The organism is Streptococcus mitis, from assembly GCF_003944325.1.
Lineage (GTDB): Bacteria > Bacillota > Bacilli > Lactobacillales > Streptococcaceae > Streptococcus > Streptococcus mitis_CW.
Genome location: NZ_RJPX01000017.1, coordinates 1 through 15,131, shown reverse-complemented (window position 1 = coordinate 15,131; position 15,131 = coordinate 1). Strand labels below are relative to the sequence as shown.

Sequence of the window (15,131 nt, the reverse complement as noted above, 5' to 3'; positions counted from 1 at the left end):
TTGAAAGGAAATAGAAAATGAAACAAGAACGATTTCCATTGGTGTCAGATGACGAGGTCATGCTGACTGAAATGCCAGTCATGAATCTCTATGATGAGTCTGATCTGATCAGTAATATCAAGGGTGAGTATCGAGATAAAAATTATTTAGAATGGGCTCCTATTGCTGAAGAAACACCAGTCAAACCGATTGAAAAGCAAGTAGAGAAACCTAAAAAGGCTCCTTTAGGGGTAAAAAAAGAAGGAAAGAGCTATGCGGAGGTGGCGCGTGAAGAAGCGCGTGCGGATTTGAAAAAGAAACGCTCGGCAAGCTATCTTACTAAGGACATCACTCCTACAAGACGCCATTCTCAGCCAAGTCTAGTTAGACAGGGTAATCAACCGACAGCGCCTTTCCAAAAGGAAAATCCTGGTGAATTTGTCAAATATAGTCAAAAATTGACCCAGTCTCATTACATTTTGGCGGAAGAAGTGAGCAATATTTCGACTCAAGCTGAGACAAAAGAAACTTCAGGCCCAAAGAAAAACAACTATGATTTTCTAAAGAAGAGCCAAATCTACAATAAAAAAAGTAAACAAACAGAACAAGAACGTCGGGTTGCCCAAGAGTTAAATCTGACAAGAATTACAGAATAGGGGAGGAAACATGTCAAAGACATATCATTTTATCGGAATTAAGGGATCAGGGATGAGTGCCTTGGCCTTGATGTTGCACCAAATGGGGCATAAGGTACAGGGATCAGATGTTGAAAAGTACTACTTTACTCAACGTGGTCTTGAGCAGGCAGGAATTACCATTCTTCCTTTTGATGAAAAAAATCTAGACGGTGATATGGAAATTATCGCTGGAAATGCCTTCCGCCCTGATAACAATGTCGAAATTGCCTATGCAGACCAAAATGGTATCAGCTACAAACGTTACCATGAGTTCCTAGGTAGCTTTATGCGTGACTTTGTTAGCATGGGAGTAGCAGGAGCGCATGGAAAAACTTCAACAACGGGTATGTTGTCTCATGTCTTGTCTCACATCACGGACACTAGCTTCTTGATTGGGGATGGGACAGGTCGTGGTTCGGCCAATGCCAAATATTTTGTCTTTGAATCTGACGAATATGAGCGTCACTTCATGCCTTACCACCCAGAATACTCGATTATCACCAATATTGACTTTGACCATCCAGACTACTTCACAAGTCTAGAGGATGTTTTCAATGCCTTTAACGATTATGCTAAACAAATTACTAAGGGTCTCTTTGTCTATGGTGAAGATGCAGAATTGCGTAAAATTACAGCTAATGCTCCGATTTATTATTATGGTTTTGAAGCTGAAGGCAATGACTTTGTAGCTAGCGATCTTCTTCGTTCAACAACTGGTTCAACCTTCACAGTTCACTTCCGTGGACAAGAATTGGGTCAATTCCACATCCCAACCTTTGGTCGTCACAATATCATGAATGCGACAGCCGTTATTGGTCTTCTTTACACAGCAGGATTTGATTTGAACTTGGTGCGTGAACACCTGAAAACATTTGCTGGTGTTAAGCGTCGTTTCACTGAGAAAATTGTCAATGATACAGTTATTATCGATGACTTTGCTCACCATCCAACAGAAATCATTGCGACCTTGGATGCAGCTCGTCAGAAATACCCAAGCAAGGAAATTGTAGCAGTCTTCCAACCGCATACTTTTACCAGAACAATCGCCTTGTTGGACGAATTTGCCCACGCTTTGAACCAAGCAGATGCTGTTTATCTAGCGCAAATTTATGGATCTGCTCGTGAGGTGGATCATGGGGATGTTAAGGTAGAAGACCTAGCTAATAAAATCAACAAGAAACATCAAGTGATCACTGTTGAAAATGTTTCTCCACTCCTAGACCATGATAATGCTGTCTATGTCTTTATGGGAGCAGGAGATATCCAAACCTATGAATACTCATTTGAACGTCTCTTGTCTAACTTGACAAGCAATGTTCAGTAGGCTATTCTTATGGAAATTCCAATTAAGATCATTCAGGCGAGTAAGTCTGATTTGGCTGAGGTAGTGGCACTTCAGGCTTCATCTTTTCCAGCTGAAAAGCAGAAACCTTCCCATATTTTAGAAGAAAGTATCCGTAAGTGTGCGGATACCTTTCTTCTAGCTAGGGATGAAAATCAGCTGTTGGGCTATATTCTAGGTGGTCCTTACCCACACAATCCGAAATGTCTAGAAATACATTCTTTAGTCATCGAGGCTGACCATCAGAGACAGGGCTTGGGAACGCTTCTTCTTGCAGCCTTGAAAGAGGTGGCAGTTGAGCTGGAGTACAAAGGGATTCGCTTGAAGAGTCCTGATGAGCTACTTTCCTATTTTGAAATGAACGGTTTTATTGATGAAGAAACTTACCTTTATGCAACTAGCCAGGGTTTTAGCATGATTTGGTTTAATCCCTTTTATCTGGAGGTAAAATGAAAATCAGACAAGCAAGATTAGAAGATTTAGATCGTATCGTTGAGATTGAACTAGAAAATTTCTCGGTTGAAGAAGCCATTCCTCGCTCTGTTTTTGAAGCGCATTTGCGAGAAATTCAGACCTCGTTTCTGGTTGCAGAAAAAGAAGGCAGAATCATGGGGTACATAGAAGGGCCAGTTGGCCCCCACCGCCATCTGCAAGATCAGTCCTTTACAGAAGAGATAGAAGATTATAGTCATAATCCTGGTGGCTATATCTCTGTGACCTGTCTGTCTATTGCAAAGGAAGCACAGGGACTTGGACTTGGTCAGAAATTACTAACAGCTTTGAAAGAGTTGGCTCTTGAACACGAAAGAGAAGGTATTAACCTAACCTGTCATGACTATCTCATCACCTACTATGAAAAGCATGGATTTGTCAATGAAGGCCTGTCCCAGTCAACCTTTGCAGGGGAAACTTGGTATGATATGGTCTGGGAAGCTAATACTCTTCGAAAATCAAATTCAAACCACGTCAGCTCTATCTGCAACCTCAAAACAGTGTTTTGAGCTGACTTCGTCAGTCTTATCTACAACCTCAAAACAGTGTTTTGAGCAACCTGCGGCTAGCTTCCTAGTTTGCTCTTTGATTTTCATTAAGTATAAAAAATAAGCCAGAAAAGCATGCTAGGTTGCTTTTCTTTCGTTTTTAAGATATAATATTATGGATTGTCAACGAGGAGGAAAAACTTTTGAGTGAAAAATCAAGAGAAGATGAAAAATTAAGCTTTAAAGAGCAGATTTTACGAGATCTAGAAAAATCAAAAAGTTATGATCAGACTCTAGCAGGAGATGAAAGAGGAGCTTCTACTCCTATAAGTGGGCCCTCTGCTGAGGACTTGATGGCTGATTCCTTGTCAGCGGTAGAAAGTATTATAAATAATGCTCCAGTAGTTCCTAGTCATCCAAGTCGGGTTACTCCAGCAGTTCCTAGTCATCCAAGTCAGGATGCTCCAGTGACTCCTAGCCATCCGAGTCAGGATGCTCCAGCAGTTCCTAGCTATCCGAGTCAGGATGCTCCAGCAGTTCCTAGCCATCCAAGTCAGGATGCTCCAGTGATTCCTAGCCATCCAAGTCAAGATGTTCCTGCTTCACCAGCCAATGAGAGCGGACCAAGACCAGGACCAGGTTCTGTTAGACCTAATAAAGTCGAAAGAGAATATAATGAAACCCCAACAAGGGTAGCTGTGTCCTATAAGACAGTAGAGAAAAAAGAAGAACAGGCACGTCCAGAAGCACCGACGCCTGTTACAGAAACAGTGGACATCATCAGTGATACACCACGTCGTAGCCGTAGAGAAGTAGCAAAACCAGTTAAGACTAAGAAAGAGAAAAAATCTGGATTCAAGGCCTTCTTCATTTCTTTATTGATTTTTCTTGCCTTACTCTCGGCAGGTGGTTACTTTGGTTATCAGTATGTGCTGGCTTCATTAGAACCAGTTGATCCTACTTCAAAAGAATATGTAACAGTTCAAATCCCTGAAGGAGCCAGTGTTCAAGAAATTGGTTCAACTCTTGAAAAGGCAGGTTTGGTGAAACACGGTATTGTCTTTGGTATGTATACTAAGTACAAGAATTATTCAGATTTGAAGGCTGGATATTACAATCTGCAGAAGAGCATGAGTACAGATGACTTGATCAAGGAATTGCAAAAGGGTGGTACAGCTGAAGCTCAAGAACCTGTACTAGCCAGCTTGACGATTCCAGAAGGCTACACGATTGATCAAATTGCCCAAGCGGTAGGTCAATTGCAAGGTAACTTTAAAGAGCCTTTGACTGCGGATGCTTTCTTGGCTAAAGTTCAAGATGACAATTTTATCAGTCAAGAAGTTTCTAAATATTCAAATTTACTAGAAAGCTTGCCTACAAAAGAAAGTGGAGCTCGCTACCGTTTGGAAGGTTTCCTCTTCCCAGCGACCTACTCTATCAAGGAAAGCACAACTATTGAAAGCTTGATTGACGAGATGTTGGCAGCCATGGATAAGACCTTGGCTCCACATTATAGTACAATTAAGTCTAAACACTTGACAGTCAATGAATTGTTAACCATTGCTTCATTGGTAGAAAAAGAAGGAGCGAAAACTGAAGATCGTAAGATGATTGCAGGTGTCTTCTACAATCGTTTGAATCTTGGTATGCCTTTACAAAGTAATATTGCTATTCTCTATGCTGAAGGAAAACTTGGTCAGAAGATTAGTCTTGCTGATGATACTGAAATTGATACAACCGTCAATTCTCCGTATAATGTTTATACAAACCAAGGTCTGATGCCTGGACCAGTAGATAGTCCAAGCGCGGATGCTATTGAATCAAGTATCAATCAAACTAAGAGTGATAACTTATTCTTTGTAGCAGATGTTACAGATGGCAAGGTATACTTCGCTACGAACAAGGCAGATCATGACCAAAATGTTGCACAACATATCAATAATAAATTAACGCAAACAAGTAGTTCAAACTAAAATTATGTGGTTTTCCACATAATTTTGTTTTAAAAAATAAAGTAAAAGAAAGTTGAAAAAAATGGCAGAAAAAACATATCCTATGACACTTGAGGAAAAGGAAAAACTAGAAAAAGAATTAGAAGAATTGAAATTGGTCCGTCGACCAGAAGTGGTAGAACGTATCAAGATTGCTCGTTCATACGGTGACCTTTCAGAAAATAGTGAGTATGAAGCAGCTAAGGATGAACAAGCCTTTGTTGAAGGTCAAATCTCTAGCTTGGAAACAAAAATCCGTTATGCTGAAATCGTCAATAGCGACTCTGTTGCCCAAGACGAAGTCGCAATTGGTAAAACAGTGACTATCCAAGAAATTGGTGAGGATGAAGAAGAGGTTTATATCATCGTAGGTTCAGCTGGTGCCGATGCCTTTGCAGGTAAGGTTTCAAATGAAAGCCCGATTGGACAAGCCTTGATTGGTAAGAAAACAGGTGATACAGCAACTGTCGAAACACCTGTGGGTAGCTATGATGTAAAAATCTTAAAGGTTGAAAAAACAGCCTAATGATTAAAGGGAGTAGAAGGAGGGAAACGCCCTGATTACTCCCTTCCCTTTTAGGTTTAAAAAGAATTGGAGACTATATGAGTTCAAAAAAGAAGCAAAATAAGATGGAGCGTGGTCTGACCAATCGTCACGTACAGGTTATGGCCATTGCTGGAACTATTGGAACAGGCCTCTTTCTGGGGGCTGGTCGTTCTATCAGTTTGACAGGACCTTCGATTGTTCTAATTTACCTGATTACAGGAGCTTTTATGTTCCTTATGATGAGAGCGGTCGGAGAAATGCTCTATCAAGATCCTGAGCAACATACCTTTATTAACTTTATTACTCGCCATTTGGGTAAGGGTTGGGGACATTTTGCAGTCTGGTCTTACTGGTTATCTGTTGTCTTTATTGGTATGGCAGAAATTACGGCTATTTCGCACTATGTTCAGTTTTGGTTTCCTTCATGGCCTAGTTGGTTAATTCAAGTTGGATTTTTAACTGTTTTAGGTTTGGTCAATCTAATAGCTGTTAAACTTTTTGGAGAAGTTGAATTTTGGTTTGCTATGATTAAGATTGTAGCTATCCTTGCTATGATTGTGACTGGTATCTTTATGGTTCTGACAGGTTTTGAGACACCTCATGGAGTAGCTAGTTTGGCCAATATTACGGATAATTTCTCACTCTTCCCTAATGGTGGTGTTAACTTTGTTATGGCTTTCCAGATGGTCTTCTTTGCCTACCTCATGATTGAGTTTATCGGGGTCACGACTTCAGAAACCAAAAATCCACGTCAGGTCTTGCCAAAAGCAGTTAAGGAAATTCCTTTGCGTATCGCCTTTTTCTATGGTGGTTCTCTAATTGCTATTATGGCTATTATTCCATGGAGAGAACTAGCTTCAGCAGATTCACCATTCGTTACGGTATTTGAACTAGCAGGTGTCAAATGGGCAGCAGCCTTGATTAACTTCGTCGTCTTGACGTCAGCAGCATCAGCTCTGAACTCAACCCTCTACTCAACAGGTCGCCATTTGTATCAAATAGCTCAGGATTTGCCAAATCCTCTCTTAAAAGCAATTAAAGCAGATACCTTATCTCGTTATAATGTTCCTCAAAATGCAATTTTGGCTTCAACTATTTTAATTGCTACAGCTGCTTTTATCAATGTCCTACCAGGAGTTTCTGATGCCTTTGCCTTGATAACAGCTTCTTCATCAGGTGTTTATGTAGCTATTTATATCTTGATTATGGTGGCTCACCTTAAATACCGCAAGTCACCAGACTTTATGGCGGATGGCTATCTCATGCCCCATTATCGTTTCCTAAATCCCTTAACCATGCTCTTCTTTGCCTTTGTCTTTGTAACCCTCTTTTTACAAGAGTCTACATTTGTAGGAGCAATCGGATCAGCTATCTGGATTATCGGTTTCGGGATTTACAGCCAGTGGAAATTTAGAAAATAGATTAATACTCTTCGAAAATTAAATTCAAACCACATCAGCTTCACCTTGCCGTACTCAAGTACAGCCTGCGGCTAGCTTCCTAGTTTGCTCTTTGATTTTCATTGAGTATAAAGACTCATCAACTCAGGTTGGTGAGTTTTTTCTTTAAAATCAAGTCAAAAAAGCACCAGAGTCAACTGACTTTGGTGTTTTTGAAGTTATAAACATGTTGCTCTGTATAGATGTGGCTAGTTATTCCTCATCTTCTGTAGGGAATGGAATGCCAGTTTTATTCAGTCGTTGAACATCTTTGATGAATGTGTTCTTTGCTTCAAACAGCCATGCTATTGGGGAAAGGTCGTTTTGGGCATCAATGTAATGAATCACAGCTTTAGCTCGTTCAATACCCTTTGGGTTATTTTGTCGAAGCAGATTGTATACTTCATACATGTTCAACAAAAATAGGGCAGTTGTTGAAATGCGAGTGTGGGATCCTTGAGATAGTATTAGTTTCAACTTATAGATGAGTTTTTCAGCTTTATCATAATAACCATACCGAGAGTAACTCCTAACCAAATTAGCACTACAGTGAGTATATATGTGTTCAAAAGTTATAGTCATATATTTACCCTCCTCTAATCCTTTAACGATTAGATTTTCGATGTATTCAAGGAATTGTACTTCAAAAAATTGAGTGTTAATTCTCAATAGAATATCAATAATAGTAAAATCACGAATATAAAGTGTGTCTATACTTAAGATATAGTCAATCAAGTAATGAATAGCTTCTACTTCATCAGGAGGGAATTCATCCAAATTCTTTTCAGCATTTCTAATGCATAATTTTAGTGTGTAATACTCTATGACATTTTTCCAGTCACTTTTTTTCCCTAATAGTTGTCTGGCTTTGGTCATATCATTTTGACTGAGTGCATTATCACATTGTTTTACTCTTTGAGAAGCCTTATCTTGAATATTTAACACTTCTGCATAGTCTTCTCCATCTAAATTAAATCTGTCCAAGATTTTAAAAAAAGTATCGACTTTGACAGTTGCTAAACCTTTTTCAAAGCGACTGAGATTGTTGGGGGTAATAGCATCTCCAGCAGCCTCTTTAAGGCTCATATTGCGATCTTGACGGATTTTATAAATGATTTCTCCATAGTAATTTGATTCCATAATGTTCTCCTTGAGCTTTATTGGTTTTATTATAACTTAAATTTCTCCATTTTTGAAAAAAACTACTGTTTTTAGTAGATTTTTTTGGGAAAGTCGGGGGGGGTATAAATTTCTACTGTTTTCAGTAGAAATATCCAAAAAGGGGATTATTTACTGTATAATCAAGTCAATTAAAAGTAAAGGAGATAAGGATGAAAAAATCCCTAATTATGACAACTGCTACTCTTGCGGCAACCCTTGGTGCTGCGGCAACTTCTACAACGGTATTCGCTACTGAGGCTCCAACTGAAAACACAGTAACTGCTGCTGTCAATGATAAGGTCACAGACAAAGACCTGTCTGATACTGAAAAACGTGCTGTAGATACAGCTAAAGATGCTGATCAAAAAGCAAAAGACGCTGGGAAAGCTAAAGACGAGCTTGACAAGGCACAAAAAGACAAAGACGCTAAAAAAGCTGAAAAAGATGCCCTTGAAAAAGACCTTGAAAAGGCAAAAGATGCTACACCTGAGAAAATCCAAAAGGAAACAGACGATGTAGACGCTAAAGAAAAGGCTAAAGCTGACAAAGACGCGGATGTTAAAGATAAGGCGAACCAAGTCAACAACAAGTCTGATGAGGCCAAACGCGCTAAAGAAGAGCTTGACAAAGCCCGTACAGGGGTCGAAAAGGCTGAAAAAGAGCTGAAAGACGCAACGGACGACTTTGACCCAGCAGCTAAAGACAAGGCTCAAAAAGAAAAAGATAACGCGGATAAAGATGTGATTATCAAAGACCAAGCCAAACGCGATGCGGAAACAGAGCTTGAAAAAGCAAAAGAAGCCGACAAAACGCGTGAAGCTAAGAAAAGTCAAGAACGTCAAAACAAAGCTGACAAAGAAGCGGATAAGACAGCAAAAGAAGGTGATGTAAGAGACGCAGAACAAACCATAAAAGATGCTGAAGAAAAATTGAAAACAGCACAATACCCAACAGACGTCGTCCTAACTCCAGAATGGCGTGATAAAGCGAAAGAGTTGATTCACAAATACAAGGAACGTTATCCAGAACCATACCCAGATTTTACAGGCATGAACCTTGACCAAATCAACAAAGCTGACGAAGCTTGGAGCGCTCGTCGCGATATTTGGTTGGAACAGGAACGTAAAGATATTCGTCGTCTAGAAGATGAACTCATTAAATTAGACCGACAAGCCAATGAAAATTGGACGAATCGAATCCGCAACATCAGAGAAAATGGACTTCAAGACGACAACAAAGACGTCAAATATGACCCAAATAACCTCCCTCAAGATGTTGTTGATGAATTGAATGACCGATTTATTACCCTTCTTAACAGTCTTCGTAAACAATTGAGCTTGCCAGAGGCAAAACTCAATACAAATAAAAAAGATTTTGCCAAAGAAGTCGCAAAAGTTTACAAAGACAATGACTACCAAAGTAAAGGGCACTTCGGAAGAGGAATTAATGAGGTCGCTCGTAAACGAGGATTAGAAACTTCTGCCAATCCAGGTGTCGAAACAACTGATCAATATTATGAAAACTTAATGACTAGCCCTACGAGAACTGATAAAATGACTAAACAAGAACTTATTGCAGATTTGACGAAGACATTTTTGTCGTTCTTTGCGGAAGGATATAAGAATGGGCACTACAGGCACTTCTATAGCCTACTACAAGCTGACAGCTTAGGATTGAACACCTCTCTTATCAAAGGGGGCTACCTTGCCTCCCCATATTGGCCCTATCTATTTCGTATTCACGTTTTGAATGTGCAAGACGCAGATTCTATCGACAACGCTGATACAGACATCCGAAATGCTAAGTTTGACGAACTCTATGGTCCAAACTCTAAAGCCAACCTTCCAAACCCAACGGTGAAAGACAAGGGACAAGTCGAAGCAGAATTAGAAAAAGCTAAAGCAGACAAGAAAACCGCTGAAGACAACTTGGAACAAGTGAAAACAGAGCTTCAAGAAATTGAGAAACGCATTGCCGACCTTGAAAAAGAAGTTTCTGAAACACCAGCTAAAGAAGCAAAACGTACCGAAGCGGTCAAAGAGCTAGAAAAAGCTAAAGAAAAAGCAGAAGACGCTCAACGTAAGCTAGAACATGCAACGCTTGACGACAATGCTAAAACCCTACGTTTAGAAAAAGCTCGCAAGGCAAAAGAAGAAGCGGACAAAGAATTGGCTAAGAAACTGGCTGAAAGTCAACAAAAAGACAAAGACTTGGAAAATGCGAAGATTGAGCGTTTGAAAGCCGACAAAGAGTTGAAAGACGCAGAAGACGCACTCCAAAAGGCAAAAGACAAGTTAGCAGAGACACTTCGTTTGAGCCAAGAAAAAGCCAAACTGGAAGAAGAATTGAAAGCTAAGTCAAAAGAGTTGGATGAACTCGGCAAACACGTAGACGACTTAAAACGTGACGTGAAACAAAAAGAAGACGAAGCGGAAAAAGCTCGTGAGGTCAAAGATGAAGCAGAACGCGAGTATCAAAAATTGCTCCTACGTAAGACAATCGACGACGCACTTATTCCAGAACAACCAGAATTCAAAGGTGGGGTAAATGGTGAAGGTCTAATCCAACCGGAACTACCAGAATTCCCAATGGAGAAGTTGCCTGTTTATGAACCAAAAGTTGAACAACCTAAAGTAGAACTACCGAAAGTTGATGAGCCTAAGAATGAAAAAACTAAGGTAGAAGAGCCAGGCAAGGATCCAAGTCAAGAACCGAGCAAAGAACCAGGAAAAGAACCAGGAAAAGAGCCAGGTCAATCTGGTGACCAAGATGTGAAACCTGTGGGACCAGCACCAAGCTACCAAGCACCAGCAGTTCTGTCTCAAGCGAAACAAGAAGCTGAACAAAAAGCTGAACAAAAAGCATTGCCAAATACTGGAAGTCAAGTGAGCCTACTAGCTTTATTAGGATATGGCTTCTTAGCAGGATTAGGAATTGCTTTAAAGAAAAAAGAGGGATAAAATTGAAAAAGAAATTAGCATTTGTATTATCCTTAGTAACTAGCCTATTGCTTTTAGTAGCCTGTTCATCAGCAAATGGAACCTATGTCTACCAAGGTAGCATGCCATTTATGGAAGAAGTAACCGTGACTATCCAAATCAAGGGTGATAAGGGACAAGTTCATACAAAAGGAAAAACGATTGGTTTCCTAACAGAGGGCCAGCAAACGGAGCATACATATGAGATGAAGGTCAACCAGAAAGAAAAGACTTTTGAATTATCTTCAATGAAACTAGGTTATGAGATTAAAGGTGGAGAGTTGACCATTACTTCAGATTCGACTGGTATACTGGCTGGCAAATCTTTTAAAAAGAAATAACGGAGGTATTATGTCCAAGAAAAGCATCTTTAGTGGCTTGTTAGTGGCTAGCTCAGTGCTTTTATTAGCAGCCTGTGGGCAACAAGCTAGCCAGACGAGTGAGGGAGAGTCGACTGACGCTACAGTCCAAACCAGTGCTTCAGAAGATAAAAAAGCTGAACAAGCAAAGATTGATTACCAGATTGTATATCAGAATATCTTAGACTCCTATAGAGAGCGAGTTAAGGCAGCGCAAAATCAACAAATGCCACAGTACTCGACAGGTGATAAGGAAGAGTCTTATATTGATTCCATTTTGTTTGATTACAAAGGGATAGACATCAGCTATACTTTCTACGACATCAATAAGGATGGGAAGAAAGAATTGCTAATTAAGCAAGATAAAATTTTACTTGGGATTTATTATCTGACAGATCAGGGAGCCCAGCTGGTCAAGTCAGGTGGAGTTGCTGGGACAGGTGGAGAACGTCGTATACTCATTCCTTATGAGAATGGAGCGATTTCTTATCTAAATTTTAATGCTCCTAGACCTGAGGCTATTGCTAAAACTTATCTCTTTACAGATGGTCGTTATCAGGAGGCTAGTTCTGTTAACTATGATTTGAGAGAAACCAAGGATCCTTCAAGTTTACAAGGGCTAGATGGGATTAAAGAGGTGGATTTAGAAGGCTTGAACTGGTTGACTGTGGATGATTTTATGGTAGAACGTCCATTTATTGACCTAGAGGAGCAGGCAAAGGGGACTGGTGCTCATCTAGCTGAGATTTACCAGAAAGACTTTAGTAGTATCAAAGGGACTTGGAAGAATAACAAGGGTGGAGAAGTTACTTTTGATGAAAATGGTTTTACAAATGGTGCAGTCTTGACTGACACGGTACCTAAGATTGTAAATAATATGGTTCGATTTGGCATGACCTCAAGCAGTGGTGTAGGTGGTGCTTCGGTTATACTTATTCCAAAAGGTGTTGTGCATCCAGATATAAATGTAGGTGATACCACTTTCAAAGATGCATCTGACAGTAGCAAGGATCGTTTGTTAATTACCCAAAGTGTGGATACATTATCCAATCCAAACGAATTTTATTATAAGGTTAGTGAATAAAAAGGAGAAATAGAAGATGAAACTAAAACATGTATTGACAGGATCAGTGATGGGGTTAAGCCTCGTAACAGCAGGAGTTATCACAACAAGTGTACTCCCTACAAGCAGTGTAGAAGCTGCAGAATACCGTAAGATTTATGCTGATGTAACTGCCCAGATGGGACTAGATGGAAACTTGTACTTGGAAATTGTTGGAGAACGTCCTGATGTAACTGTTGCAACTGCTCAGTTTAAGTCTGTTGAAATTTTAGAAGCTAATACAGGACGGGTGGTAAATCCAAATACTTTCATTATTATTAAACCAGTTACAAATGGGGAAGCTAAGAAAAATGTTGGTAGAGCAAAGTTGAATTTATCTTTTCTAAATGGGAACCCTTACCCAGATGGAACCTATCTAGTTTCATTTAAGGATTTGACGCTTACACACGAATCAGGTTACTTCACTTTAGTTGGAGCTATTAAATTGACAATTAAAGATGGAGAATTTGTTAAATACGAAAAAGTTAACTTAAAGCCAACATCAACACCTGAACCAAAAATTCCAGAACAACCAAGTGGAAAGAATGGTTGGGTAGGTCGTTCTTACTACCAACATGGTCAAAAAGTTATCAGCAAATGGATCTATGATTCACAGTATAAGTCTTATTTCTATTTGAATGCTGCTGGTGAGTATGTTGAAAATGCTTGGGTAGGGAATTACTATCTCAAGTCTGGTGGCTACATGGCTAAGAGTGAATGGATTTATGATGGCAACTACGGTTCTTACTATTACTTGACATCAGAAGGAAGCTATGCGCGTAATGCTTGGTCAGGAAGTTATTACCTCAAATCAAATGGTAAGATGGCTAATAGTGAGTGGATTTATGACAATAACTACAAATCATATTATTATTTGACATCAGAAGGAAGCTACGCTCGTAACAAATGGGTAGGAGATTATTACCTTAAATCAGATGGTAAAATGGCTGTTAGCGAACGTACACCAGATGGTTACCGTGTAGATGGATCTGGTAAATGGATTAAATAATAAGGGATTAAAGGAGATTCTTAAGAAAATTGATGACTACAGTAAGTCTGAAAACAAGAATAGCTCTTCATCTTCTTATACCCTAGAACCTCAAGGAACTTACTTAGGAATATTTTCATCAAGTGACAGTGCTTATGAAAATATTATTGGTCTAAGCATCATCTATAAAGTTACTGAAACCAAGTCGGATGGGTCTAAAGGAACTCATTATAGAGACTATAGTTATGCTGCAGGAGTAAAAAAAGACGGCAGTGTAGATATGGATAAGCTAGAGAAATTGCAGTTTAATACTACTACAGATTTAGAAGGGTTGAAGTCCTATTTATCGAATTATAAATTAAAAGAATATAAGCAGTGATAGTATTAAATTTGAAACTCATCAACTCAGGTTGGTGAGTTTTTTTCTAGTTTGACAGTCTATTGAAATAAGACTATAATCAAGCTGTAACAGTGTTTAAGGAGGTTTAGATGTACTTTAGATTGGAAAATAAGGAATCCCATAAATCACAAGAAATAGGGAATCTGATTCGTGTTTATAACCGTTCCAAAAGAGAAGAGGCTGAAAGTGAGCCATTGAATCTTTATGTTGAAGATGAGATGGGCAATCTTCTGGCAGGCTTAGTAGCAGAGACTTTTGGAAATTGGTTGGAAATTGAGTATTTGTTTGTAAAAGAGGAATTGCGAGGGCAAGGAATCGGTTCAAAACTATTGCAACAGGCTGAAAGTGAAGCTAAGAATCGAAACTGTCGTTTTGCCTTTGTCAATACTTACCAGTTTCAAGCGCCAGACTTTTATCAGAAACATGGCTACAAGGAAGTCTTTGCTTTGCAAGACTATCCCTACACAGGGCAAAGATTTTATTACCAAAAGGATTTGTAAGGTGAATATGAAAGCACAAAGCAAAGAGGGGTTCTTGACATAAGTATGAAGGGGATTTTCGATAAATACCAGTTAAATCCTACAAATTGTGTCTTTCTAGACGATATTGAGGACAATCCAATCGCAGCTGAGAAATTGGGAATCAAAAAGAAGCGATGTTGTCGAAATTTTAAAATCCTATATTTAAACTTAACACTCTCTATCTTTTTGTGGTAGAGAGTTTTTGTTAATAAAATATTACAAAATGAAATTTATATATTGCATTAAGTTGGATATATGATATAATATATTAAAAAGAGGCGCAACTTTTTAAAATTAATGAGAATCAAAGAGAAAACCGAGAATATTAATGGAGGGATAAAAAATGGAAGTTATAAATGTAAGTAAGCATTATGGTCATTCAATCATTCTCAAAGATATAAATTTTGAACTTAATAAGGGTGAAATTGTTGGTCTAGTAGGGAGAAATGGAGTTGGCAAGAGTACGTTGATGAAAATTCTTGTTCAGAATAATCAACCGACTTCAGGTAATATTGTAAGCAGTGATAATGTTGGGTATTTAATTGAAGAACCAAAATTATTTTTATCTAAAACAGGTTTAGAGAATTTAAAATATTTGTCAAACTTATATGGTGTTGACTACAATCAAGAAAGATTTGGAAGTTTGATCCAAGAGTTAGATTTGACT

General features: G+C 39.0%; 15 protein-coding genes. 14 read left to right on the top strand and 1 reads right to left on the bottom strand.

Annotated elements, in window-relative coordinates:
- Nucleotides 1-17 precede the first annotated feature (17 nt).
- From D8787_RS06075 to D8787_RS06045, 7 genes are all read left to right on the top strand, one after another.
- On the top strand, nt 18-635 hold the full coding sequence (locus D8787_RS06075) for a cystathionine gamma-synthase (RefSeq protein ID WP_125421793.1): 618 nt from the start codon (nt 18-20) through the stop codon (nt 633-635).
- A gap of 10 nt (nt 636-645) precedes the next feature.
- Nucleotides 646-1,980 carry a UDP-N-acetylmuramate--L-alanine ligase gene (gene murC, locus D8787_RS06070; protein ID WP_125421790.1) on the top strand — a complete coding sequence of 445 codons (1,335 nt, stop codon included), beginning with the start codon at nt 646-648 and terminating at the stop codon, nt 1,978-1,980.
- A 9-nt stretch (nt 1,981-1,989) separates the two neighbouring features.
- On the top strand, nt 1,990-2,451 hold the full coding sequence (locus D8787_RS06065) for a GNAT family N-acetyltransferase (RefSeq protein WP_125421787.1): 462 nt from the start codon (nt 1,990-1,992) through the stop codon (nt 2,449-2,451).
- Nucleotides 2,448-2,999: a GNAT family N-acetyltransferase gene (locus D8787_RS06060; RefSeq protein WP_125421785.1), complete on the top strand. Its 552-nt coding sequence runs from the start codon at nt 2,448-2,450 to the stop codon at nt 2,997-2,999. Before D8787_RS06065 ends, D8787_RS06060 begins: the two co-directional genes overlap by 4 nt.
- 182 nt (nt 3,000-3,181) lie before the next feature.
- Complete coding sequence (gene mltG, locus D8787_RS06055) at nt 3,182-4,951, top strand: endolytic transglycosylase MltG (RefSeq protein ID WP_125421782.1); 1,770 nt, start codon at nt 3,182-3,184, stop codon at nt 4,949-4,951.
- 61 nt (nt 4,952-5,012) lie between these two features.
- Nucleotides 5,013-5,495 carry a transcription elongation factor GreA gene (gene greA, locus D8787_RS06050; RefSeq protein WP_000818769.1) on the top strand — a complete coding sequence of 161 codons (483 nt, stop codon included), beginning with the start codon at nt 5,013-5,015 and terminating at the stop codon, nt 5,493-5,495.
- Nucleotides 5,496-5,572: 77 nt separating this feature from the next.
- Nucleotides 5,573-6,937, top strand: coding sequence for an amino acid permease (locus D8787_RS06045; RefSeq protein WP_185776762.1), 1,365 nt, complete (start codon nt 5,573-5,575; stop codon nt 6,935-6,937).
- 231 nt (nt 6,938-7,168) lie between these two features.
- On the opposite strand, the gene D8787_RS06040 is transcribed toward D8787_RS06045, so the two are convergent.
- Nucleotides 7,169-8,095: a helix-turn-helix domain-containing protein gene (locus D8787_RS06040; RefSeq protein WP_125421777.1), complete on the bottom strand. Its 927-nt coding sequence runs from the start codon at nt 8,093-8,095 to the stop codon at nt 7,169-7,171.
- Nucleotides 8,096-8,286: 191 nt separating this feature from the next.
- Between D8787_RS06040 and D8787_RS06035 the strand changes: the two genes are divergently transcribed.
- The 7 genes from D8787_RS06035 to D8787_RS06005 form a co-directional block, all read left to right on the top strand.
- A complete protein-coding gene (locus tag D8787_RS06035; protein WP_125421774.1) occupies nt 8,287-11,076 on the top strand; it encodes an SEC10/PgrA surface exclusion domain-containing protein in 2,790 nt (929 codons plus the stop codon).
- Nucleotides 11,077-11,078: 2 nt separating this feature from the next.
- Nucleotides 11,079-11,435 carry a hypothetical protein gene (locus tag D8787_RS06030; RefSeq protein WP_125421771.1) on the top strand — a complete coding sequence of 119 codons (357 nt, stop codon included), beginning with the start codon at nt 11,079-11,081 and terminating at the stop codon, nt 11,433-11,435.
- Nucleotides 11,436-11,445: 10 nt separating this feature from the next.
- A complete protein-coding gene (locus D8787_RS06025; RefSeq protein WP_125421768.1) occupies nt 11,446-12,537 on the top strand; it encodes a DUF6287 domain-containing protein in 1,092 nt (363 codons plus the stop codon).
- Nucleotides 12,538-12,553: 16 nt separating this feature from the next.
- A complete protein-coding gene (locus D8787_RS06020; protein WP_125421765.1) occupies nt 12,554-13,564 on the top strand; it encodes a cell wall-binding protein in 1,011 nt (336 codons plus the stop codon).
- Nucleotides 13,539-13,922 carry a hypothetical protein gene (locus tag D8787_RS06015; protein WP_125421762.1) on the top strand — a complete coding sequence of 128 codons (384 nt, stop codon included), beginning with the start codon at nt 13,539-13,541 and terminating at the stop codon, nt 13,920-13,922. The genes D8787_RS06020 and D8787_RS06015 overlap by 26 nt, the downstream gene beginning before the upstream one ends.
- 110 nt (nt 13,923-14,032) lie before the next feature.
- Nucleotides 14,033-14,443, top strand: a complete 411-nt coding sequence (locus D8787_RS06010; RefSeq protein ID WP_125421759.1) for a GNAT family N-acetyltransferase — start codon at nt 14,033-14,035, stop codon at nt 14,441-14,443.
- Nucleotides 14,444-14,807: 364 nt separating this feature from the next.
- Nucleotides 14,808-15,131 (top strand): ATP-binding cassette domain-containing protein (locus D8787_RS06005; protein ID WP_125421756.1); only part of this gene is annotated, 324 nt, incomplete at its 3' end.